Here is a 21,182-nt window from a genome sequence, read left to right on the forward strand (position 1 = left end):
CCTCGACCGTGTCCGTCAGGTACTACGCTCCGGTTCGTGGCCGATATCCAGATTCCCGCTGACATCAAGCCCTCCGACGGACGCTTCGGCGCCGGTCCTTCCAAGGTGCGGACGGAGGCGCTCGACGCGCTGGCCGCCACCGGAACGTCTCTTCTCGGTACGTCCCACCGCCAGGCCCCGGTCAAGAACCTGGTCGGCTCGGTGCGTCAGGGTGTGCGCGACCTCTTCTCCCTCCCCGAGGGCTATGAGGTGATCCTGGGCAACGGCGGTTCCACCGCCTTCTGGGACATCGCGACGCACGGTCTGATCGAGACGAAGTCCCAGCACCTCAACTTCGGTGAGTTCTCGTCGAAGTTCACGAAGGCCGCCCAGCTCGCCCCGTGGCTGGCCGACCCGAGCGTCATCGCCTCCGAGCCGGGCACCCACCCGGAGCCGCAGGCCGAGGCGGGCGTCGACGTCTACGCGTTCACGCAGAACGAGACGTCGACCGGTGTCGCCATGCCGATCAAGCGTGTCGCGGGTGCCGACGAGGGCTCCCTCGTCCTGGTGGACGCCACCTCCGGCGCCGGTGGTCTGCCGGTCGACATCACCGAGACGGACGTCTACTACTTCGGGCCGCAGAAGTCCTTCGCCGCCGACGGTGGCCTGTGGCTCGCCGCGTTCTCGCCGGCGGCCCTGGAGCGCGCCGCGCGCATCCACGCCTCCGGCCGGCACATCCCGGAGTTCTTCTCGCTGCCGACGGCGATCGACAACTCCCTGAAGAACCAGACGTACAACACCCCGGCGCTCGCCACGCTGTTCCTCCTGAACGAGCAGCTGACCTGGCTGAACACCCAGGGCGGCCTGGACTTCTCGGTCCGCCGCACCGCCACGTCCGCGCGGAACCTGTACGGCTGGGCCGAGGAGTCGAAGTACGCGACCCCGTTCGTCACCGACCCGGCGAAGCGCTCGCAGGTCATCGGCACCATCGACTTCGCGGACGAGATCGACGCGTCGGCGGTCGCCAAGGTGCTGCGCGCCAACGGCATCGTCGACACGGAGCCGTACCGCAAGCTGGGCCGTAACCAGCTGCGTGTCGCGATGTTCCCGGCGATCGACCCGGCGGACGTGCTGGCCCTGACGGCCTGCATCGACTACGTGATCGAGAAGCTGTAACGAGCAGCTGTACGACTGCGAGGGGCCCTCGGTACGGATCCGTACCGAGGGCCCCTCGCCATTCCTCACCCCGCCGCCTCCACCAGGACCGTCCGGAGCCTGCCGATCCCTTCCTCCCAGGGTTCCCCGTGGCCGCCCTCGCTCCACAGCTCGAGCAGCTCGGACGGCTCGGTCACCACCCGGTCAAGAGCCTGAACCGCAAGACCCCGCAGCTCCAGGGGAAGCTCCGGAAGCGGCTCGTCCGGCCCGTACGCCGTCGTCACGGGCTCCCCGCCCGGGCACTGCGCGGCCACCAGGGCGGCCGCCGCCACGGCCACGACGGCCTCGTCGGAGTCGAGGTAGTCCTGCGTCCCGGCGACGACCGTCAGAGCCGCCCGGATCAGCTCGGCACGCTCGCCCTGCGAGGCGTCGTCCAGATCCCCCGAGAAGTCCGCCGCGGTGTCGCTGTCGAAATGACCGATGTCCCAGGTGCCCATGGCAACCCCTCCCTCAGTGATGCGGTTCATCGTGCCAACGACCACTGACACGGGCGTGTCCCGCTCGTTCACTCGTCCGAGTGGACGAGCACCGACGGGACATGTGGGGGCGCACCGTCCCACGATGATGCTCTGTTGGGGATCTGCTCAAGGCAGGGCAGCACCGGAGGAGGCGTCCGTGCGGCGCCACCGCCGCTCCCCGTCCTCCCACTCGTCGGTGGGGACGAGACCTGCCGCGGCGGCCACCGCCGCGGACGCGGTGTGGTCGGGGTGGATGTGCGCGACGACCGTATGGACCGTCCCTCCGGCCAGCAGGTGCGCCACCAGCCCTGCCGCCGCCTCCTTCGCGTAGCCCAGGCCCTGCCACCGGGTGCCGACCACCCAGGCGATCTCGGCCCGCGGGCCCGCCACCGTGGCCTGGACCCAGCCCACCAGGCGGCCGTCGGCGCGGACCCGGAGTACCCAGTTCCACCAGTGTTCGGCGGGGTCGGGGGAGCCGGATTCCCAGCGGGTGTACCGGGCCCGGAGGGTGTCGAGATCCTCCGGGGCGCCGCCCGTGTACGTGTGCAGGGCCGGGTCGGCGAGGACCGTCGCCATCTCCTCGGCGTGCGCGGCTCGCAGCGGAGTTGCGTCGAGCCGCTCGGTGGAGAAGGCCTGGGGCCCGTGGTTCGTCATAGCGCCCGACCCTACGTGCGGCGCACCGGGGAATGGCTGCGGGCCAGGGACGTGGCACCGAGCGGGCCGGGGGCGGTCGGTCAGCCGCGCTTGCGGCGCCGGTTCGTGAAGACGAGTGCACCCACGGCGGCGAGCACCGCCGCTCCGACCAGCGTGCTGCCCTTCATCTCGCTGCCGCCCGCACCCGCGCCGCCGGCGGACGACGCACCGCCGCCGTCCTTCGAGGGCGACTTGGAGTCGCTGCCGTTTCCGCGCGCTCCGGCGACGTCCACCCGTAGCACCTCGCTCCGCGCCCCCTCCGAGCCGAACATCAGCGCCGAGCCGTCCGCCGTGTACGTCACGGACTCGGCCTGCCCCTGCAGCGGCGCGTCCACGCGGTGGTCGGCGCCGAGCCGGCCGTCCTCGAACGCGTAGCCACGGGCGCTGAAATAGGACCGCAGCACCAGTTCCTTCCCGTCCGGCGAGAACGTCCCGTCCGTCACCCACGGCACCTCCCCGACCCGCCGGAACACATTGGTCCGGCCGGTGGTGAGCCGTGCGGGACCTTCGTAGAGTCCGCCGCCGCCCTCGTTCTTCGAGGCGATGTAGACGCGGCCGGTCTTCGGGTGGACCATCAGCGCCTCGGCGTTGCGCGCCCCGTCCGCGTACTTCACGTCGAACTGGGTCGCCCGGACCGTCGCGTCCTTCAGCACCTTCGGCTCGGGGAACCGGTAGATCCAGACGTGGTCCCAGCTGCCGTTCAGGTTGTCACCGATGTCGCCGACGTACAGGTTGCCGTCGGGGCCGAGCGAGATCGCCTCCACGTCGCGCGGCGCGCCGACCCCGCGCATGGTGATCGTCGCGACGGTCCTCCCGGTCCGGGAGTCCACGGCGTAGATGTACGGACCGTCCTCGCTGTCGTTGTGCGTCCAGTAGATGCCCGGGTGGGCGTGGCTCGCGGCGAGGCCGCTGGACTCGGTGATCCGGGGGTCCTCGATCGTGAAGCTGCGGTCGGCAGCTCCGTCGTCGGCCGTGGCCGGGGCCGCTGTCACGGCCGCGCCGGCGAGGACGAGCAGCGCGGCGGCGCCGGAGGCAGTCAGATACGAACGCATGGGGTCAAGTGTCCATCGTCACGTCGCAGCCCGGCGCGTTGATCCGCCATGATGTCGCCATGCGTTTCATGTTCGTCGGCGATTCCATGACCATCGGGCGCGCCGGCGACTTCACCTGGCGCTACCGCATGTGGCAGCACCTCGAAGCGGCCTTCGACGGCCCGTACGAGATCGTCGGTCCGCGCACCGAGCTGTACGACACCGTGACGAACACCCCGGTCTCGTACGCTTACGGCGACCCGGAGTTCCCCGCCGAGGCCCGCCGCCATCTGGCGGGCTGGGGCGAGGGGTGGCTGCACATGGCCCCGGTGATCGCGGACACGGTCACCGCGACCCGCGCGGACGTGCTGCTCGTCTCGCTCGGCCTGATAGACCTCGGCTTCTACACGGACAGCGAGCAGACCGCCCTGAACGTGAGGGCGTTCATCGAGGCCGCCCGCACCGCCGCACCGCACATCAGGGCCGTGCTCCTGCCTGTGATACCGAACGTCCGGGCCGAGTCCGACGCCCCGTTCGCCGCCGAGTGCGACCGCTTCAACGAACTGCTCGCGAAGGCCGTCGCCGATCTCGACGCGCCGAAGTCCCCGATCCTGCTGGCGTCGCGCCCGGCCACCTACGACATCCACACGGACACCTACGACGGTACGCACCCCGGCCCCACCGGCGAGCAGAAACTGGCCGCCGCGTTCGCCGATGCGATGCACCAGGCGTGGGCCCTCGGCGCTCCCTACATGTCGAGCCCGTCCGGCGATCGAGGGCAGCGGCGAACTGTCACGGCGAGCCCAGCATGATCAGGGAGAGCCGGGTCAGCTCATCGGTCAGCCAGTCGGGCGTGACCTGACGCGGACGCCGGCCGTGGTGGGCGAGGAGTTCGTCGACCGAGTGGGTCATCACCATGACCGCGACCCGCTGGTCGCCGTCCCCCACCTCCCCCCGCTCCGCGGCGCGCTCGGCCTCGCAGGTCAGGAACTCCGACCACATCGTCCGCCACATCGCGAGATGGTCGTCCACCGTGCGGCTGACGCCCAGCACTTCGACGAACGCCACCCGCGCGGCGCGCGGATCAGCCGTCACGGCCCGCACATAGGCGTCGAAGAGGCGACGGAACCGCTCCTCGGTCGAGCACTCGTCCATGCCTTCGGAGAGCAGGACCGCCTCGGACGCGCGCAGCCCGCGGGTCGCCACCTCGTCGTACAGCGCGATCAACAGCGCCTCCCGCGAGGTGAACTGCTGGGAGAAGGCCCGGACCGGCACCTTTGCCTCGGCACAGAGCTGCTCGACGGTCGTGTTCGCGTAGCCGTATGCGGCGAACAGCGCCCGTCCGGCCCGCAACAGCCGTCCACGCCACTGCGGACGGTCCTCGGCGATCGCATGGACCGTCCCGACCGCCTCGCCCGTCCCCGTTCCGCGGCTCACCAGGGCATCCACCACAGGTCCTCTTTCGTCGGCCCCGACATCCCGACTCGGGGCGGCAACCCAGGAAACGCCGCCCATTCTCCCCGTTTCGCCCCACAAGCAGAGGATCCGCCACGCCTTCGACGGCCGCCGATCGACAGACACTCCGCGGCCGCCCCAACGCCGTCCGTCCGCCGCGCTCCTGCCGCTGCGGACCGGCCCTTTCGTTGACAGGAGGCGGAGTTGTCACCGCCCCCATGACCGGCTCACACATGGGGGGCGGGTGCGACGCGGGCTCAGCCGCCCGAGCCGGAGGCGACGGCGTTGCGCCAGACGGTGACGTCCAGAGTCATGTACGTACTGGGCGAATCCTCGGCCGAGAAGCCCTGCACCGTCACCAGCCCCATGTGTCCCGTGCCGGTGGTGACGCAGATCTGCCGCCCCTTGGAGAGCTTGTTCACGTAGATGTTCTTGGTGAACCGGGTGTCCTCGCGGCAGGCGTCGAGCGATCCCTTCTGCCCCGGATCGAGCAGGACCAGGTTTCCGTCCTGGCTTTCCGCGTCGAGATATCCGCCGGTGTCGTAGGAGAGTTCGTACTCACCGTCCTCGCCCTGCACGGGCCGGACGTCGTCGTCACCGAGGGTCAGGTGGTACCCGGCTGTGAGGTTGATGCCCTTGTGGACGACGGGCTTCGCCGCGGGCTCGGCATCGGGCTTCCCGGCCGTCCCGCCCCCGCTGCTCTCCCGACTTTCCGGCTTGTCCTCCTTGCCCTGGCTGCCCTGTGACGAGCCGCTGCTCTGCGCCTGCCGCCCCTCGTCCTTGAGCAGGACGTATGTGCCGCCACCCGCGATACCGAAGACCAGTGCGGCGGCAAGGGCGATGACCACGCCCCGCCCGCCCGCGCCCTTCGAGGGCCGGGGCGCCGACGCAGCAGGCTGTCCGAAGTGTCCGGGGTACGGCTGTGCGTACGCCGGGCCCTGGGTCGGTGCGTGAGCGTGGGCATGGGCCTGTGCCTGTGCCGCGGTGGGCGTCCGGTACTGCTGAGGAGGCTGGTACGCCATGGGCGGGCCGAAGCCCGGGGGCGCGGCGGCCGGGCCCACCGGGGTGGTGGGCGAGTACGCCACGGACGGGGCGGAGTTCGGTGGTGGCGGGGTCCGGGCTGGGGCGGGGGCCGCCGCCCGCCCGGTGATGTCGGCGGCGACCGAGCCCGGCAGCCAGTCCTCCGGGCGCCGCAGCACCGTCTCCCCGTTCGCGGACTGGCAGAGCCCGATGACCTCGGTGACCGACGGCCTGGCCTCGGGATCCTTCGCGAGGCATCGCGTGACCAGTTCCGTCAGCCGCTCCGGGACTCCGCTGAGGTCGGGCTCCTCATGGACGATGCGGTAGAGCACACCGTGCGAGGTCCCCTCGCCGAAAGCCGGCGTCCCCGTCGCCGCGTACGCGGCTACCTGACCGAGCGCGAAGATGTCGGTGGCCGCGGTCACCCTGCGCCCGGCGGCCTGTTCGGGCGCCATGAACGAGGGCGTGCCGATGGTGACGCCGCTGCCGGTGAGCGAGGTCGCGTCCGCGGCGTGGGCGATACCGAAATCGATGACCCGGGGCCCATCGGCGGCGAGCAGCACATTGGACGGTTTGAGATCGCGGTGCACGATGCCCGCGCCATGGATGACGTGCAGGGCCTCTGCCATGCCCGCGATCAGCAGCAGCACCGTCTCGACGGGCAGCGCCCCATGGGCGACGACCGCGTCGGCGAGCGAGGGCCCCGGCACGTACGCGGTGGCCAGCCAGGGCTGCGCTCCGTCGGTGTCGGCGTCGATGACGGGTGCGGTGAAAAGACCCTGCACCCGCTGCGCGGACTGCACTTCCTGGGCGAACCGGCGACGGAACTCCGCGTCCTCCCCGAACTCGGGGCGGATCACCTTGATGGCCACGGGCCGCCCACCGGGCGTGTACGACAGATACACCTTGCCCATGCCGCCCGCGCCGAGCTTGGCGGCCAGCCGGTATCCGCCGATGGTTGTCGGATCGTCTCCCGCAAGCGGCTGGAAGACCGGAGACGAACTCCCCCGGTCCGGCTGCTGAGCATTCATGAACTCACGTCTCCCCCGAAGAACGCCACCGTCGACACGGCACCCTATCCAAGGCCGAGCCGTCGGCGCTCACCACGACGGGACGTACCGAACTCCGGCCAGGGGGACGTCAGTTCAGCGGCCGGTCAAGCAGCCGGCGAACGATGGCGACGTCACCGTGCCGTACCCGGCTCCCGCTCCACCACACGGACCGTCAGCTCGTACGGCAGCCCTGCGCCCGCGAGAGGCGTCCCGCCCCTGAGCAGTCGAGCGGCCACGTCGGTCCGTTCGGCGCGGTCACTTCGGCGTCCGCGCCTCCAAGGACCTCGCCGTCCCCCGCGCGCCCATTCCCCCACCGTCCGGGCGGACTTCCTCCCGTACGCCGCGCGGCAGCAGGGGCCGGCCGCGCCGGAGGCCGCGTCCCCGGCTGCCGGAACCGCTCCGTAGGGTGTTGGCATGTCCACCGAGTCGCCCCTGATCCAGAGCATGCGGACCGCTGTCGCCGCAGCTCCCACCGACGTACCTCTGCGCCTGCATCTCGCCGAGCTGTTGCTCGGTGAGGGTCTGAGCGAGGCCGCGGTCGCCCAGGCAGCCGTGGCGTTGCAGCACGCGCCCGGGGACACGGGGGCGCGGGCGCTCATGATGCGGGCGATGGGCCTGCCCGCACCTGCTGCCGAGCAGCCGGAGTCGGTGCCGCCTCCGGCACCGGAGACACCCCGGGCACAGGAGCCGGCACAGGAGGCGCCCGACGCAGCCGCGCCGCCCACCGGCTTCGACTGGGCAGCCGCCGAGAACGAGGTCGCGGACGCCGTACCGCCGCGGTTCGTGACCCCCGGCCCCGCCTCGACCGCCCCCGGGTCACCCCTCGCCGCGGACGGCGGCGGCGACCCGGGGGACGCCATGGTCTGGGAGGTCGACACCCCCGGTACCGTGACGCTCGCCGACGTCGGCGGCATGGAGGAGATCAAGGAGCGCCTCGAAGCCGCGTTCCTCGCCCCCATGCGCAACCCCGAGCTGGGCAGGCTGTACGGGAAGAGCCTGCGCGGCGGGCTGTTGATGTACGGGCCGCCCGGCTGCGGGAAGACATTCATCGCGCGGGCCGTGGCCGGTGAGCTCGGGGCGAGCTTCATGTCCGTGTCGATCAACGACGTGCTCGACATGTGGATGGGCAACTCCGAGCGCAACATGCACGAGGTCTTCGAGACCGCCCGCCGCCAGGCGCCGTGCGTGCTGTTCCTGGACGAGGTTGATGCGCTGGGAGCCAAGCGCAGTCGTATGCAGCACGGCGGGATGCGCAACACCGTCAACCAGCTGCTCACCGAGCTGGACGGCGTCGGTGGGGCCAACGAGGGCGTGTTCGTGCTCGCCGCGACCAACGTCCCCTGGGACGTGGACATCGCGCTGCGACGCCCCGGCCGGCTCGACCGCACGCTGCTCGTCCTGCCGCCGGACGCGCCCGCACGTGAGGCGATCCTCCGCTACCACCTGCGCGACCGGCCGATCGAATCCGTCGACCTGGGCAAGCTGGTCAAGGTCACCGAGGATCTGTCGGGCGCCGATCTGGCCCACCTCTGCGAATCCGCGTCGGAGCGGGCGCTGCTCGACTCGACCCGTACCGGGGTGGTCCGGATGATCAACATGAAGGATCTGCTGGGTGCGGCGAAGGAGATCCGACCGTCCACCGATCCCTGGTTCGCCTCGGCGCGCAACGTCGCGATGTTCGCGAACGAGGGCGGAATGTATGACGAGTTGCTCGCCTACCTGAAGAGGAAGCGCAAGCTGTGACCACTGCCGAGCACCCCCTGACCGAGCAGGCGGCCGCCCTCATCGCCCTGGACCGGCTGGACGAGGCGAAGGCACTTCTGACCAAGCGCCTCGCCGAGGACCCCGAGGACTTCCGGGCCTGGGTGCGGCTGGCGCGCTGCCATCTGCGCGAGCGGGAGTTCGAGGACGTCATCACCACGACCGGCGAGGCACTGCGGATCGCCCCGCAGGACTGCGACGCGTGGATCGTGCGGACGTACGGGCTGCGCAGGACCGGTCGTCGGGACGAGGCGCTCGCGGCCGCCCAGGAGGCGGTGCGGATCAGCCCCCAGACGTGGCAGGCGGTCAACGCGCTCGCGGAGGCGGTCATGGCCTGGCAGCCGCGCTGGCCCGAGGCGCTTGAACTGGCCCGGACGGCGGTCCGGCTGGCCCCGGAGGAGCCGGAGGTGTACCAGGGACTGTGGAAGGCGGCGCTGCTCAACGGGGCCTTCGACGTGCGGGACCATGCGATCCGCGAGACGCTGCGGCTCGACCCGACGAGCGCCTGGGCGCTGCGTGAGCTCGCCGAGAAGCAGGCCGCCGCGCCCGGCGCGGGTCCCGGGCGGCGGGCGGAGGTGTACGCGTCCGCGCTGGCCGCCGACCCCGGTTCCGACAGCATGCGCATGGGGCTGGACCGGGCCGTGTTCCAGATGCTGCGCGGCACCCGGTGGCTCGCCGTGCTGAGTCTCGTGCTGGCGGGTGCGGCGATCAACCTGTTCCCGTCCGACGGGGACGGACCCGAGCTGCCGCTGCCGATCGGTACCCGGCTGTACGTACTGGCGCTGATCGGGGTGGTCTGGGCGTTCGGCGCGTGGCGGCGCTACCGGAAGCTGCGCGCGGGGGTGCAGCTGAGTGTCCGGTCGCTGGTGCGGCGGATGTTCTGGGCGCGGCTGGTGCTGGTGCAGGCGGTGCTGGGGACGCTGTGCGCGGTGGCCGTCGTGGCGGTGCCATGGACGGACCGGGGTGTTCCGCAGGTGGTGTTCTGGGTGGGGCTCGGGCCGACGCTGCTGACGATCTGGTTCGACCGTCCGCGCACGCGGTAGCTCAGCGGGCCAGCCGGCCGAGGAGCGAACCTGCGGCGACGATGCCGAGGAGCGCGGCGGAGGCGAGTATCGCGAAGTCGAGCCCCAGGTGGGCCGGCGTACCGATGAGCAGCCCGCGCAGGGCGTCGACCTGGTAGCTCAGCGGGTTCACCCTGCTGATGGCCTGGAGCCAGTCCGGCATCAGGGCTACCGGGTACAGCGCGTTGGACGCGAAGAACAGCGGCATGGTGATGGCCTGGCCGATGCCCATCAGGCGGTCGCGGGTCAGGACGATGCCGGCGATCGACATCGACAGGCAGGAGAAGAACGCCGAGGCGAGCACGACGACCACGACCACGCCGAGCAGGCGCAACGGGTTCCAGGTCATGCCGACACCGATCAGCGCGGCGATCACGATGACGACCGCCGCCTGGATCACGGCCTTCACTCCGGCGGCGAAGGCCTTGCCGGTCACCAGGGCGGTCCGGGGCGTCGGTGTGACCATGAGTTTGGTGAGGACACCCGAGTCCCGCTCCCAGATGATCATGATGCCGTAGAAGATCGCGATGAACATGGCGGACTGGGCGATGATGCCGGGCGCCAGGAAGTCGAGATAAGGGACGCCGCCGGTCGGGATGGCGTGGATACGTGAGAACGTCACGCCGAAGATCAGCAGCCAGAGCGCCGGCTGTACGGCGCGGGTGTAGATCTCGGTGCGGTCGTGGCGCAGCTTCTGCATTTCGACGACGCACATCGCGGTGACGCGTGCGGGGACGACACGCCAGCCCGTGCGGGACGGCGGCGGGTCCAGCAGGAGAGCGAACCGTTCGTCGGGTGAACCGGGTTCAGCCGAGGCGTGATGCGGTGCGACGGGTACGGCGGACATCGCGGAACGCTCCCTTCCCTTCGTCGGAACCCGAGCCGGTGCCGGAGCCGGGGTCGTCCAGGCCGCTTCCGGAGTGGTACCGGAAGACGTCCTCCAGCGTCGGCTGCGGCAGGCCGGTCTCGCCGGACTCCCGGCGGTCCGCGATCAGTTCGGCCTTGAGCTCGGTGGGCGTGCCGAGCGCGCGGAGCCTGCCGAGGTGCATGAGGGCCAGCCGGTCGCAGCGCTGATCGGCCTCGTCCATGGAGTGGGTGGTGACCAGCACGGTCATCCCGGTGCCGGTCCGGATCTCGGTGATGCGGTCCCAGACACTGTCGCGCGCGATCGGGTCCAGGCCGATGGTCGGTTCGTCCAGGATCATCAGGCGGGGTGCGCTGACCAGGGCCTGGGCCAGTTCGAGGCGGCGCACCATGCCGCCGGAGTATGTGGCGGCGAGCCGGTGCGCCTGGGGGCCGAGACCCACCGCGTCCAGCGCCTGTCCGACGCGGGCCGCGCGCTGGCGGCGGGGCACGTCGAAGACGCGGGCGAAGAGGGCGACGTTCTCCCGGCCGGTGAGGCCGGCGTCGGCCGACAGCTGTTGCGGTACGTAACCGAGCAGGCGCCGTACGGCCATCTTCTGCCGGGCCGCGTCATGGCCGAACACCTCGATGACACCGGACGGCACGGGCAGCAGGGTGGTGATCGCGCGCAGGGTGGTCGTCTTGCCCGCGCCGTTGGGCCCGAGCAGGCCGAAGACCTCGCCGGGTCGGACCAGCAGGTCCAGCCCGTCGACGGCTTTCGACGTACCGAAGGAATAGGTCAGACCGGTGCAGCTGAGAGCGGGGGTCACGGGGGCTCCTCCCCTTCGCGCAATGAGTCGGCGAGTCTGCGCAGTGACGGGAGCGCGGCGGTCAGCGCGGCCCGGTCGGCCGCGTCGAGCTTCGCGACGTGTTCACGGAAGAGCGCGTCGCGCCGGGCACGCCATTCGTGCAGCCGCGCGACGCCTGCGGGGGTCGGGTACAGCAGCGCGGCCCGCCCGTCACCGGGGTCGCTCTCCCGTCGCAACAGTCCTTGCGCGACCAGACGGTTGATCAGGGTGCTGACGGAATTGGCCGCGAGGCAGAGGTCGTGCGCGGCGGCGGAGACCCGGATGCCGGGTTCGGCGGCGACGAGACGGAGCAGTTCGGCGTGCGCCCCACGCAGTCCGGGCGGGGGCAGCCCGCTCCACAGCCGCCGCCGGGCGAGCCTCTGGATGCGGGGCAGAAGTCCGGCGAGCTCATCAGGTAGCTCACCTGCCGCCATGTGTCCATTTTAGCTCTGTGTGCGAGGTATCGGCCCCGGCGAGGACTCGACCGCGCCGGCCTCACCGCTCCGGGAACCGCTCCCCGCACCTGCTGCAGAACACCGGTGCCGGATCCACCGAGAGGCGGCCGCAGTCGGGACAGACCCGGTCCAGCATGCAGGGCCCCTCACCGCCTTCGTGCGCCGCCGGGATCTCGCCCGAGGGCTTGATGGTCAGGCCCGGACGGCGGCGGTGGACGGTGAGGTACGCCAGGCCGTCCGGTCCGGCCGCGAGGGCGCGGCGGGAGGTGCGGGGCAACCAGAGGACCGTGGTGGGGGCGAGCTCCAGGACCTCTGCGCCCGTGACCGCCCGGCCGCTTCCCGCGACGACGACGAGAAGCACGTCGAGGACGTCCTCCTGATGCTCACCGATCTCGCCGCCCGGCGGCAGACGCACCAGGTTGGCGTCCAGCTCCCGCCCCTGTTCCGCCAGTTGCCAGAGTGCACCTCGCCGGTCGGGGGCTGCGGTGGCGAGCAGAGCGTCGAGTACGGCCAGAACCCGTGGGGTGGAATTCACGGCAGCCACGCTACGCCCCGCCATAAGGTGAGCTCTTCGGCCCGGACCGGAAGGACGCCGCCATGGACCGCGAGCCCGATGCGAAGTACCCGCCGATCGAACCGTACGACCAGGGCATGCTCGATGTCGGTGACGGCAACCTCGTGCACTGGGAGGTCTGCGGCAACCCGGACGGCAAGCCCGCGCTCGTCGTCCACGGCGGTCCGGGGTCGGGGTGCGGCGCGCACGCCCGGCAGTACTTCGACCCGGACCGGTACCGGGTCGTCCTCTTCGACCAGCGGGGTTGCGGCCGGTCGACACCGCACGCGAGTGACCCGGCCGCCGACATGCGGCACAACACCACCGCCCACCTCATCGCCGACATGGAGCGGCTGCGGGTCCGTCTCGGGATCGAGAAGTGGCTGCTGTACGGGGGGTCCTGGGGGTCGACGCTGATCCTGGCGTACGCCGAGGAGCATCCGGAACGGGTCTCCGAGATCGTGATCCCGGCTGTCACGACGACCCGGCGCAGTGAGATCGACTGGCTGTACCGGGGCGTCGGGCGGATCTTTCCGGAGGCGTGGGACCTGTTCCGGGCGGGCGTCCCGGAGGCGGCCGGGGACGGCGGTCTGGTGGCCGCGTACGCCCGGCGGATGGAGAGCCCGGACGCCGCGGTACGGGCGAAGGCCACGGCCGACTGGTGCGCCTGGGAGGACGCGGTGCTCTCCCAGGAGACGTACTCGGGACCGCCGCCGTACAGCGGCCGGCCGGGCAGGGCGCAGCAGGCGCTGGTACGGATCTGCTCGCACTACTTCTCCCACGGCGCCTGGCTGGAGGAGGGGCAGCTGATCCGGAACGCCGGGCGGCTGGCGGGGATCCCGGGTGTGCTGGTGCACGGCCGGTTCGACCTCGGCGGCCCGCTGATCACCGCGTGGGAGCTGTCGAAGGCATGGCCGGACGCGGAGCTGACCGTGATCGACGGGACGGGTCATCTGGGCGGACCGGCGACCACCCGGACGGTCCTGGAGGCCCTGGACCGGTTCGCCGCGCAGTAGGGGACAGGAGCCGGCGCAACACGGGGGCGGTCCGGTCGGCCGGAAAGAGTAATGGCATGCTGTGCAGCCCGCCGCACTGCGGTGGATCTTGTGCTCCTCTCGTCGGAATTCCCGTGGCGTTCCCCCAACGTGCCCCCGAGCCGACGGAACCTGACTGTCCAACCACTCTCCCAAGGGATACGACTTGAGATCGCGGCGAAGACTCTGGGCCACGGCTGCTGTTGCAACCACGGCGGTGGCCGGCGTCCTGGTGTTCCAGGGCATCACCGGAAAATCCGACGACAGCGCCGACAGCAAGGCAGGTCCGGTCCGGGCCGAGGTGCGCGCGGCGGCGCTGGAGGTGTCCGCCGACGGCAGTTCCGCGTCGCTCGGCCGGCGGGACACCGATCCGTTCAGCATGCTCGGCGTCACCTGGACCGACCCGGCGGCGAAGGTGACGGGAGCGGTCGAGGTACGGACCAGGTCGGTCTCGAAGGGCACCTGGTCGTCCTGGATGCCGCTGGAGACCGACAACGACGCCCGTACGGAGGCAGGCCGCTCCGGTGTCCGCGGGTCCACCGAACCACGGTGGGTCGGCCCGTCCGACGGCGTCGAGGTACGCGTCACCGCGGGCGCCAAGGTCTCCGCGAAGCTGCCCGCCGGGCTGCGGCTGGACACCGTCGACCCCGGCAAGGGCTCGTCGCTGCACGCGGCCCCGGCCGCCTTCGTCGCCGAAACCGAGATCCCGGCCGACCCGTCGTCGTCCGAATCCCCCTCGGCCGATCCGACGGCCACCTCGGAACCGACCCCCACGGCCACGGAGTCCGACACCGCCCCGGCGTCCGGGACACCGACCGTGACACCGTCCGGGACGGCAACGGACAGCCCGTCGCCCACGGCGAGCGACAGCTCCTCGCCGACCGCGAGCATCTCGCCGTCCGCTTCGCTGCCGCCCGCACCGCCGTCGACCGTGCCCAAGCCGCCCATCACCTCGCGTGCGGGCTGGGGCGCCGACGAGTCGATCAGCCCGGAGGCGCCGGAGTACAACGCCACGGTCAAGGCCGTCTTCGTCCACCACACCGCAGGGACCAACGACTACTCCTGCGCCGACTCCGCGGCGATCGTGCGCAGCGTGTACGCGTACCACGTCCAGAGCGAGCACTGGAAGGACATCGGCTACAACTTCCTGGTCGACAAGTGCGGGACGATCTTCGAGGGCCGTAAGGGCGGCGTGGACCGGCCGGTCCTCGGCGCACACACCTACGGCTTCAACCGGGAGTCGGCCGGTATCTCCGTCCTCGGCACCTACACGGATGCGGCCGCCCCCAGCGCGGTGACCACCTCGGTGGCCCGGATCGCCGCGTGGAAGCTCGGCCAGTACAAGGGCGACCCGGCGGGCAGCACCATGCTCACCGCGGGCGCCACCGGGTCCAACGGCTTCGGGAAGACCTTCACCGCCGGTACGCAGTACTCCTTCAAGCAGATCTCCGGCCACCGCGACGGCTTCAACACCGAGTGCCCCGGCACCAAGCTGTACGGGCAGCTGCCCGCGATCCGCAGCCTCGCCGCGGGCCCCGTCACCGGACTGGCCCTCAAGTCGGTGACCGGTGCCACGCTGTCCGGGACGTCGTACTACACCAAGTCCGCGATCACCGTGGGCTGGACGGCGACCACACCGAGCACCCTGATCTCCAAGTACGAGCTGCTGGTCGACGGCAAGAGCGTCGCCACGACCGGGGCCACCGCCACCTCGGCGAAGGCCGCGCTCGGTGCCGGCACCCACAAGATCCAGGTACGCGCCACGCACCAGTCGGGGAAGACGGCCGCGTCCGCGGTCGCGACCGTGATCGCCGATCAGACGGCTCCCACGTTCACCACCAAGCCGAACCTCGCCCTGCGCACCGGCACCGTGAACACCACCGCCGTCCCGCTCACCCTGAAGTGGAAGGCGACCGACGCCGCTTCCCTGAAGGAGGTCCGGCTGACCGCCCCGGTCGCCAAGACCTACGGGCCGACCACCACGAGCGCCTCGCACACCGCCAAGTCCGGCGTGGCGACCGCCTGGTCCATGACCGCGTACGACCTGGCGGGCAACACCGCGGCCGCCTCCGTATCCGGCACCCCGGTCATCCTGCAGGAGACCTCGGCCACGAAGACCGGTACCTGGACGACGAAGTCGTCGGCCAGCTATCTCGGCGGCAAGTCGTACTCGAGCTCGTCCAAGAACGCGAGCCTGACCTGGACGTTCACCGGCAGGTCGGCCGCCTGGGTGGTCTCGCGCGCCAGCACGTCCGGCCAGGCGTACGTCTATGTCGACGGCACGAAGGTGGCCACGGTCGACCTGAAGTCGTCCACCACCAAGTACCGCGACGCGCTGTGGACGAAGAGCTGGTCCACGAGCGCCAAGCACACGGTCAAGATCGTCGTCGTCGCCACCTCGGGACGGCCGGCGATCACCACCGACGGCCTGGTCTACCTCAAGTAGCCTCCACGCACGATGACCTGAGCCCGGCTCCGCGCGCTTGTGCCGCAGAGCCGGGCTCAGGTGTTCACAGAGAGGTTCCCCTGCTCACCAGGCGAAGGCCTCCGGCGACGGGCCGGGGCCCGGGAAGATCTCGTCCAGGGCGGCCAGCACCTCGTCCGACAGCTCCAGGTCCACGGCGCGCACCGCCGAGTCCAGCTGCTCACGCGTACGCGGACCGGAGATCGGGCCCGTCACGCCCGGACGGGTCAGCAGCCAGGCCAGGCCCACCTCGCCGGGCTCCAGGCCGTGCTTCTCCAGCAGGTCCTCGTACGCCTGGATCTGCGCGCGCACCGCGGTGTTGGCGAGCGCGTCCGCCGAACGGCCGGACGCCGAACGGGCCGCGCCGCCCTCACGCTCCTTGCGGATCACTCCGCCGAGCAGTCCGCCGTGCAGCGGGGACCACGGGATGACACCGAGGCCGTACTCCTGCGCGGCCGGGATGACCTCCATCTCGGCGCGGCGTTCGGCGAGGTTGTAGAGGCACTGCTCGCTGACCAGACCGTACGAGCCGAGGCGCTTCGCGGTCTCGTTGGTCTGGGCGATCTTCCAGCCGGCGAAGTTGGACGAGCCCGCGTAGAGGATCTTGCCCTGCTGGATCAGGACGTCGATGGCCTGCCAGATCTCCTCGACCGGGGTGGTGCGGTCGATGTGGTGGAACTGGTACAGGTCGATGTGGTCCGTCTGCAGCCGCTTGAGGCTGGCGTCGACGGCGCGCCGGATGTTGAGCGCGGAGAGCTTGTGGTGGTTGGGCCAGGCATCGCCCTCCGCGGCCATGTTCCCGTACACCTTGGTGGCGAGCACGACCTTGTCGCGGCGTTCACCGCCCTTGGCGAACCAGGTGCCGAGGATCTCCTCCGTGCGGCCCTTGTTCTCACCCCAGCCGTAGACATTGGCAGTGTCGAAAAGGTTGACGCCCGCGTCCAGCGCGGCGTCCATGATCGCGTGGCTGTCGGCCTCATTGGTCTGCGGACCGAAGTTCATGGTGCCGAGGACGAGTCGGCTGACTTCAAGTCCGGTGCGTCCGAGCTGCGTGTACTTCATGGGCACCAAGCCAACGCCTTCGAGTCCGCTCGAAGCAAGGGCTCAACGGGCGGTCTCAGCGGGTTCCGAGATCCTCGAGGGTCGTTGTCAGCCAGCTCAGTTCCGCTTCGCTCGCCGCCCGGGCGATCGTGAGAACGCCTCGCCGGAACGGGTCGCCGAAGGCCTCCGGGCCGAGCGGGCGCTCACCCCCGGAGCCGTAGTCGTAGAAGAAACTGCTCGGCTCCCGCAGGAAGGTCAGCCTGCGCCGCAGTACGGCCGCCTGCTCGGCGGGGGCCTGCAGGTGGCGGAGGAAGGCGAGGACGGTGAACCAGCGGTTCTCGTCGCTGATGTCGACGTCGTCGGCCTCGCGCAGCCGGCGGCGCAGCTCCTCGCGCCCGTCGTCCGTCAGGGTCAGCGTGTGGCGGGGTGCGGCCCTGCTGCCGGGCTCGGTCCGGCGGCCGAGCCACCCGGCGCGCTCCAGGCGCTTGATCGCCGGGTACAGCGTGCCGTCCGCGATCGGGCGGACGTGGCCGGTGAGGTGGGCGACGCGTCGCTTCAACTCGTAGCCGTGCAGCGGCTGCTCGTACAGAAATCCCAGGATGGCCAGTTCCAGCACCCGAGCATCCTCCCCTCTCGCTTCATACATCGGGACCGATATATGGTCTCGCCGATGGTTTCATGACCGGAGGGGAACGGGAGACATGAAGAACGCACAGGTGACTGCGGACGGTGCGCGCATCCGGTGGGTGGAGATCCCGGGCAGCGACGGACGGACCCGCGTCTATCTGCATGGGCTCGGTGCCTCGTCCGGTCCTTACTTCACCGCGAGCGCCGTCCATCCGCTCCTCGCCGGCAGCCGTTCGCTGCTCATGGACATGCTCGGCTTCGGCATCAGTGACCGGCCCACGGACTTCGACTACACGCTCGAAGCGCACGCCGACGCGATCGCCGTCGCGCTCAGGGCCGCCGGTGCGTACGACACGGACGTCGTCGCACACAGCATGGGCGGTTCGGTGGCCATCGTGCTCGCGGCACGCCACCCGGAGCTGGTGGCGCGGCTCGTCCTGGTCGACGCCAACCTCGACCCGGTCGCGCCCGACCGGCAACGGCCCGGCAGCAGTGGCATCGCCGCGTACACGGAGGAGGAGTTCCTCGATCAGGGCATGGCCGAGGTGCGCGACCGGGTGGGGCCCCACTGGTGGTCGACGATGCGGCTCTCGGGATCGGAAGCGCTGCACCGCAGCGCCGTGCACCTCGCGCGCGGAACGACGCCCACGATGCGCGAGCAGCTGCTGGAGCTGAAGATTCCGCGCACGTACCTGCGGCCGGAGAGCGACGGCCCACTGCCCGACGAGGACGGCCTGGTCGAGGGCGGGGTGCGGGTCGTGCCGGTCCCGGGGTGCGAGCACAACATCATGCTGGACAACCCCGAGGCGTTCGTGAAGGAGACCGCCCGGGCCCTGGGGCTCGGCTGACGGGAGCCGGTGTCAGCGCCTCAGCCCCCGACCGCGGCTGCCACGGCGACAACGGCGAACATCAGTACGAGCACAACGGCCATGATGCGGTTTCTGGTCTTCGGGTCCACCCGTCGAGCGTAACCGCACCGCTCAGTGCCCCAGCGGCCAGGAGGCCACCACCTCGTACCGCGGCTGCTCCCCCGGCACCCCGGCGACCGGCAGATTGCTGCGTACGAGAGCGACCTCGCCGACCTCCCACGGTGTGCCCTCGAAGCTGTCCAAGGCCTCCACGTAGGGGTGCAGGTCCGTCTCGGAGCGACTGCGGGCGAGGGTGAGGTGCGGGGTGTAGCGGCGGTGCTCGTCCATCGCTACACCGGCGCGGCGGGCTGCCGCGTCGGCGCGCTCGGCGAGGAGCCTCAGCGTGTCGAGTCCGCCCGCGGCCCCGGCCCACAGCACATGGCCGTCGAACCGGCCGCCCCGGTGGATGCGCAGCGGGAACCGCTCGGTTCGGCGGGCGGCGCGCCCCAGCCGCTCGTGCAGATCGGGCAGCAGCTCTTCGTCGACCACGCCCAGGAAGGCGAGCGTGAAGTGCCACGCGTCGGTGCCGGTCCAGCGCATGCCACCGGCCCCCGGAAGGGTGTGCAGCGGGGCGACGGCACGGCGGAGCTCCGCGACGGCGGAGTCGGGCGGCAGGACGGCGACGAAGAGTCTCATGCGGCTCATGGGCCGAGTGTCGCACCGTACCGGCGCGCACCCCGGTCACCGTGCGTATCGCGTTGTACGCGGGAAACGGCCCGAGTGCCTACGGGACGGCCCCGGCCGTATCCACCGGCCGGGGCCTGTCACGTCGCGTACGGGCGGTCCTCAGGCCGCCGTCGCCAGCTCCTCGCGGGGGACGAACCGCACATGCCGGTGGCCCGGCCGCAGGTCGACCTTGATGCGCAGCCCGCCGACGCGGGCCAGCATGAAGCCGACGCCGAGTGCGGCGAACATCGAGAACGCGCCGCCGACCGCCATGGCGGTCCGGACGCCGTACGTGTCGCTGATCCAGCCCACGATCGGGGCGCCCACCGGCGTACCACCGGCGAAGACCATCATGTACAGGCTCATCACCCGGCCGCGCATGGCCGGGTCGGCGGCCATCTGGACGCTCGTGTTCGCGCTGATGTTGGTGGTCAGGCCGATCATGCCGATCGGGAGCAGCAGGATCGCGAAGAGCCAGACGTACGGCGACATGGACGCGATGATCTCCAGGAGACCGAACACCGTCCCCGCCGCCACCAGCATCCGCAGCCGCGAGGAGCGCCGGCGGGCGGCCAGCAGTGCGCCGGCCAGCGAACCGGCCGCCATGAGGATGTTGAAGAACGAGTACATCCCCGCGCCGCCGTGGAAGATCTCGTCGGCGAAGGCGGTGAGCCAGATCGGGAAGTTGAAGCCGAACGTGCCGACGAAGCCGACCAGGACGATCGGCCAGATCAGCTCGGGGCGCCCCGAGACATAGCGCAGCCCCTCGCGGAGCTGCCCCTTGGCACGCGGCACGACGACCGCCTTGTGCAGTTCGCTCGTGCGCATCAGCAGCAGGCCGATGAGCGGGGCACCGAAGGACAGGCCGTTGAACATGAAGGCCCAGCCGCTGCCGACCGTGGTGATCAGGACACCCGCGACGGCGGGACCGATCAGCCGGGCCGACTGGAAGTTGGCCGAATTCAGACTGACCGCGTTCCGCAGCTGGGCGGGGCCGACCATCTCGGAGACGAAGGACTGGCGGGCCGGGTTGTCCACGACCGTGACCATGCCGAGCAGGAAGGCGATCAGGTAGACGTGCCACACCTGGACGACACCGGAGAGGGTGAGGGCGGCCAGGGAGAGCCCGCAGAGGCCGAGCGCGGCCTGGCTGACGAGGAGGAGCTTGCGCTTCGGGAGCCGGTCGGCGATGACGCCGCCGTACAGGCCGAAGAGCAGCATGGGAAGGAACTGGAGGGCCGTGGTGATGCCGACGGCGGTGGCGGACCCGGTGAGGCTCAGAACGAGCCAGTCCTGCGTGATGCGGGACATCCAGGTACCGGTGTTGGAGATCACCGCGCCTGTGGCGAACAGGCGGTAGTTGCGGATCTTCAGCGACGAGAAGGTCCCGCCGGGCTTGCTCTCGTGGGTGGACGTCGGTGCGGGGGCGGAGTCTGCTCCGGATCCCGTACTCAAAAGGGTTCGCCTCCTCGGGCGTGGACTGCGTGCGCTGACTGACGGGATGCGGCCGTACGGGCAGCACGCGGACCCAGGCCCGGCGTACCCCCCCGTACCGCTACAGGTGGGCGAGCTTCTCCAGCACTGGTGCCGCCTTGCGCAGCGTCTCCCACTCGTCCTCGTCCAGGCCTTCGGCGAGGGTGGCCAGCCAGGCGTTCCGCTTGGAGCGGCTCTCCTCGAGCATGGCTTCGGCCTGCTCGGTCTGGCTGACCATCTTCTGGCGACGGTCATCGGGGTGCGGTTCCAGTCTGACCAGCCCCTTGGCTTCGAGCAGCGCGACGATGCGGGTCATCGACGGGGGCTGCACATGCTCCTTGCGGGCCAGCTCACCGGGGGTGGCGGAACCGCAGCGGGCGAGTGTGCCGAGCACCGACATCTCGGTGGGGCTCAGCGACTCGTCGACGCGCTGGTGCTTGAGGCGTCGGCCCAGCAGCATCACGGCGGAGCGTAGGGAGCTCACGGCGGCGGCACTCTCGCCGTCGTGGATCAGGTCAGGCATGTTTGTTAGCGTAACTCATTAC

At 70.9% G+C, this 21,182-nt stretch carries 21 protein-coding genes; 7 read left to right on the forward strand and 14 right to left on the reverse strand.

Annotated features, from left to right (window positions below; translation table 11 throughout):
* Window positions 1–36 precede the first annotated feature (36 nt).
* On the forward strand, window positions 37–1,155 hold the full coding sequence (serC, locus tag ACFYP5_RS04900) for a phosphoserine transaminase (RefSeq protein ID WP_389030532.1): 1,119 nt from the start codon (window positions 37–39) through the stop codon (window positions 1,153–1,155).
* 65 nt (window positions 1,156–1,220) lie between these two features.
* On the opposite strand, the gene ACFYP5_RS04905 is transcribed toward serC, so the two are convergent.
* The 3 genes from ACFYP5_RS04905 to ACFYP5_RS04915 all read right to left on the reverse strand — a co-directional run bounded on the left by ACFYP5_RS04905 (window position 1,221) and on the right by ACFYP5_RS04915 (window position 3,397).
* The gene (locus tag ACFYP5_RS04905; protein ID WP_389030535.1) at window positions 1,221–1,631 is read right to left on the reverse strand and encodes a DUF4259 domain-containing protein; all 411 of its coding nucleotides are present in this window, start codon (window positions 1,629–1,631) and stop codon (window positions 1,221–1,223) included.
* Between the two features lie 147 nt (window positions 1,632–1,778).
* Window positions 1,779–2,306 carry a GNAT family N-acetyltransferase gene (locus ACFYP5_RS04910; RefSeq protein WP_389030538.1) on the reverse strand — a complete coding sequence of 176 codons (528 nt, stop codon included), beginning with the start codon at window positions 2,304–2,306 and terminating at the stop codon, window positions 1,779–1,781.
* An 80-nt stretch (window positions 2,307–2,386) separates the two neighbouring features.
* On the reverse strand, window positions 2,387–3,397 hold the full coding sequence (locus ACFYP5_RS04915) for a WD40 repeat domain-containing protein (protein ID WP_389030541.1): 1,011 nt from the start codon (window positions 3,395–3,397) through the stop codon (window positions 2,387–2,389).
* A gap of 59 nt (window positions 3,398–3,456) precedes the next feature.
* On the opposite strand from ACFYP5_RS04915, the gene ACFYP5_RS04920 reads away from it, so the two are divergent.
* Complete coding sequence (locus ACFYP5_RS04920) at window positions 3,457–4,188, forward strand: GDSL-type esterase/lipase family protein (protein WP_389030544.1); 732 nt, start codon at window positions 3,457–3,459, stop codon at window positions 4,186–4,188.
* On the opposite strand, the gene ACFYP5_RS04925 is transcribed toward ACFYP5_RS04920, so the two are convergent.
* Window positions 4,169–4,828: a TetR/AcrR family transcriptional regulator gene (locus ACFYP5_RS04925; RefSeq protein WP_389030546.1), complete on the reverse strand. Its 660-nt coding sequence runs from the start codon at window positions 4,826–4,828 to the stop codon at window positions 4,169–4,171. The genes ACFYP5_RS04920 and ACFYP5_RS04925 overlap by 20 nt on opposite strands.
* 260 nt (window positions 4,829–5,088) lie before the next feature.
* Window positions 5,089–6,882, reverse strand: coding sequence for a protein kinase (locus ACFYP5_RS04930; protein ID WP_389030549.1), 1,794 nt, complete (start codon window positions 6,880–6,882; stop codon window positions 5,089–5,091).
* A 435-nt stretch (window positions 6,883–7,317) separates the two neighbouring features.
* On the opposite strand from ACFYP5_RS04930, the gene ACFYP5_RS04935 reads away from it, so the two are divergent.
* Window positions 7,318–8,646, forward strand: a complete 1,329-nt coding sequence (locus tag ACFYP5_RS04935; RefSeq protein ID WP_389030551.1) for an AAA family ATPase — start codon at window positions 7,318–7,320, stop codon at window positions 8,644–8,646.
* On the forward strand, window positions 8,643–9,707 hold the full coding sequence (locus ACFYP5_RS04940) for a tetratricopeptide repeat protein (protein ID WP_389030554.1): 1,065 nt from the start codon (window positions 8,643–8,645) through the stop codon (window positions 9,705–9,707). The genes ACFYP5_RS04935 and ACFYP5_RS04940 overlap by 4 nt, the downstream gene beginning before the upstream one ends.
* Window position 9,708: 1 nt before the next feature.
* On the opposite strand, the gene ACFYP5_RS04945 is transcribed toward ACFYP5_RS04940, so the two are convergent.
* From ACFYP5_RS04945 to ACFYP5_RS04960, 4 genes are all read right to left on the reverse strand, one after another.
* Entirely contained in the window at window positions 9,709–10,572 is an 864-nt protein-coding gene (locus ACFYP5_RS04945) for an ABC transporter permease (RefSeq protein ID WP_389030557.1), read from the reverse strand.
* On the reverse strand, window positions 10,532–11,398 hold the full coding sequence (locus ACFYP5_RS04950; protein WP_389030560.1) for an ABC transporter ATP-binding protein: 867 nt from the start codon (window positions 11,396–11,398) through the stop codon (window positions 10,532–10,534). Before ACFYP5_RS04950 ends, ACFYP5_RS04945 begins: the two co-directional genes overlap by 41 nt.
* Window positions 11,395–11,850 carry a MarR family winged helix-turn-helix transcriptional regulator gene (locus ACFYP5_RS04955; RefSeq protein WP_389030563.1) on the reverse strand — a complete coding sequence of 152 codons (456 nt, stop codon included), beginning with the start codon at window positions 11,848–11,850 and terminating at the stop codon, window positions 11,395–11,397. The genes ACFYP5_RS04950 and ACFYP5_RS04955 overlap by 4 nt, the downstream gene beginning before the upstream one ends.
* A 61-nt stretch (window positions 11,851–11,911) precedes the next feature.
* Window positions 11,912–12,406, reverse strand: coding sequence for a hypothetical protein (locus ACFYP5_RS04960; RefSeq protein WP_389030565.1), 495 nt, complete (start codon window positions 12,404–12,406; stop codon window positions 11,912–11,914).
* Window positions 12,407–12,468: 62 nt separating this feature from the next.
* Between ACFYP5_RS04960 and pip the strand changes: the two genes are divergently transcribed.
* Together pip and ACFYP5_RS04970 are read left to right on the forward strand one after the other, a co-directional pair.
* Window positions 12,469–13,440, forward strand: a complete 972-nt coding sequence (pip, locus tag ACFYP5_RS04965; protein WP_389030568.1) for a prolyl aminopeptidase — start codon at window positions 12,469–12,471, stop codon at window positions 13,438–13,440.
* 184 nt (window positions 13,441–13,624) lie between these two features.
* On the forward strand, window positions 13,625–15,904 hold the full coding sequence (locus ACFYP5_RS04970) for an N-acetylmuramoyl-L-alanine amidase (protein WP_389030571.1): 2,280 nt from the start codon (window positions 13,625–13,627) through the stop codon (window positions 15,902–15,904).
* An 84-nt stretch (window positions 15,905–15,988) separates the two neighbouring features.
* Here ACFYP5_RS04970 and ACFYP5_RS04975 read toward each other — a convergent pair whose 3' ends face one another.
* Both ACFYP5_RS04975 and ACFYP5_RS04980 read right to left on the reverse strand, forming a co-directional pair.
* Window positions 15,989–16,984 carry an aldo/keto reductase gene (locus ACFYP5_RS04975; protein WP_389030573.1) on the reverse strand — a complete coding sequence of 332 codons (996 nt, stop codon included), beginning with the start codon at window positions 16,982–16,984 and terminating at the stop codon, window positions 15,989–15,991.
* Window positions 16,985–17,039: 55 nt separating this feature from the next.
* Window positions 17,040–17,579, reverse strand: coding sequence for a PadR family transcriptional regulator (locus ACFYP5_RS04980; protein WP_389030576.1), 540 nt, complete (start codon window positions 17,577–17,579; stop codon window positions 17,040–17,042).
* Window positions 17,580–17,664: 85 nt separating this feature from the next.
* On the opposite strand from ACFYP5_RS04980, the gene ACFYP5_RS04985 reads away from it, so the two are divergent.
* On the forward strand, window positions 17,665–18,438 hold the full coding sequence (locus tag ACFYP5_RS04985) for an alpha/beta fold hydrolase (RefSeq protein WP_389030579.1): 774 nt from the start codon (window positions 17,665–17,667) through the stop codon (window positions 18,436–18,438).
* Window positions 18,439–18,570: 132 nt separating this feature from the next.
* On the opposite strand, the gene thpR is transcribed toward ACFYP5_RS04985, so the two are convergent.
* The 3 genes from thpR to ACFYP5_RS05000 form a co-directional block, all read right to left on the reverse strand.
* Window positions 18,571–19,134 carry an RNA 2',3'-cyclic phosphodiesterase gene (thpR, locus tag ACFYP5_RS04990; RefSeq protein ID WP_389030787.1) on the reverse strand — a complete coding sequence of 188 codons (564 nt, stop codon included), beginning with the start codon at window positions 19,132–19,134 and terminating at the stop codon, window positions 18,571–18,573.
* 150 nt (window positions 19,135–19,284) lie between these two features.
* Window positions 19,285–20,619, reverse strand: coding sequence for an MFS transporter (locus ACFYP5_RS04995; RefSeq protein ID WP_389030582.1), 1,335 nt, complete (start codon window positions 20,617–20,619; stop codon window positions 19,285–19,287).
* Between the two features lie 100 nt (window positions 20,620–20,719).
* Window positions 20,720–21,160, reverse strand: coding sequence for a MarR family winged helix-turn-helix transcriptional regulator (locus ACFYP5_RS05000; protein WP_030926516.1), 441 nt, complete (start codon window positions 21,158–21,160; stop codon window positions 20,720–20,722).
* Window positions 21,161–21,182 lie beyond the last annotated feature (22 nt).

Origin of the sequence: Streptomyces sp. NPDC005262, assembly GCF_042872425.1 — a bacterium.
In the GTDB taxonomy this organism is placed as follows: Bacteria; Actinomycetota; Actinomycetes; order Streptomycetales; family Streptomycetaceae; genus Streptomyces.

Bases quoted from the DNA above. Each gene is read 5' to 3' on its own strand.
- ACFYP5_RS04905 (WP_389030535.1), bottom strand. From the start codon at position 1,631: ATGGGCACCTGGGACATCGGTCATTTCGACAGCGACACCGCGGCGGAC.
- ACFYP5_RS04910 (WP_389030538.1), bottom strand. From the start codon at position 2,306: ATGACGAACCACGGGCCCCAGGCCTTCTCCACCGAGCGGCTCGACGCA.
- ACFYP5_RS04915 (WP_389030541.1), bottom strand. From the start codon at position 3,397: ATGCGTTCGTATCTGACTGCCTCCGGCGCCGCCGCGCTGCTCGTCCTC.
- ACFYP5_RS04920 (WP_389030544.1), top strand. From the start codon at position 3,457: ATGCGTTTCATGTTCGTCGGCGATTCCATGACCATCGGGCGCGCCGGC.
- ACFYP5_RS04930 (WP_389030549.1), bottom strand. From the start codon at position 6,882: ATGAATGCTCAGCAGCCGGACCGGGGGAGTTCGTCTCCGGTCTTCCAG.
- ACFYP5_RS04935 (WP_389030551.1), top strand. From the start codon at position 7,318: ATGTCCACCGAGTCGCCCCTGATCCAGAGCATGCGGACCGCTGTCGCC.
- ACFYP5_RS04945 (WP_389030557.1), bottom strand. From the start codon at position 10,572: ATGTCCGCCGTACCCGTCGCACCGCATCACGCCTCGGCTGAACCCGGT.
- ACFYP5_RS04955 (WP_389030563.1), bottom strand. From the start codon at position 11,850: ATGGCGGCAGGTGAGCTACCTGATGAGCTCGCCGGACTTCTGCCCCGC.
- pip (WP_389030568.1), top strand. From the start codon at position 12,469: ATGGACCGCGAGCCCGATGCGAAGTACCCGCCGATCGAACCGTACGAC.
- ACFYP5_RS04975 (WP_389030573.1), bottom strand. From the start codon at position 16,984: ATGAAGTACACGCAGCTCGGACGCACCGGACTTGAAGTCAGCCGACTC.
- ACFYP5_RS04985 (WP_389030579.1), top strand. From the start codon at position 17,665: ATGAAGAACGCACAGGTGACTGCGGACGGTGCGCGCATCCGGTGGGTG.
- thpR (WP_389030787.1), bottom strand. From the start codon at position 19,134: ATGAGACTCTTCGTCGCCGTCCTGCCGCCCGACTCCGCCGTCGCGGAG.
- ACFYP5_RS05000 (WP_030926516.1), bottom strand. From the start codon at position 21,160: ATGCCTGACCTGATCCACGACGGCGAGAGTGCCGCCGCCGTGAGCTCC.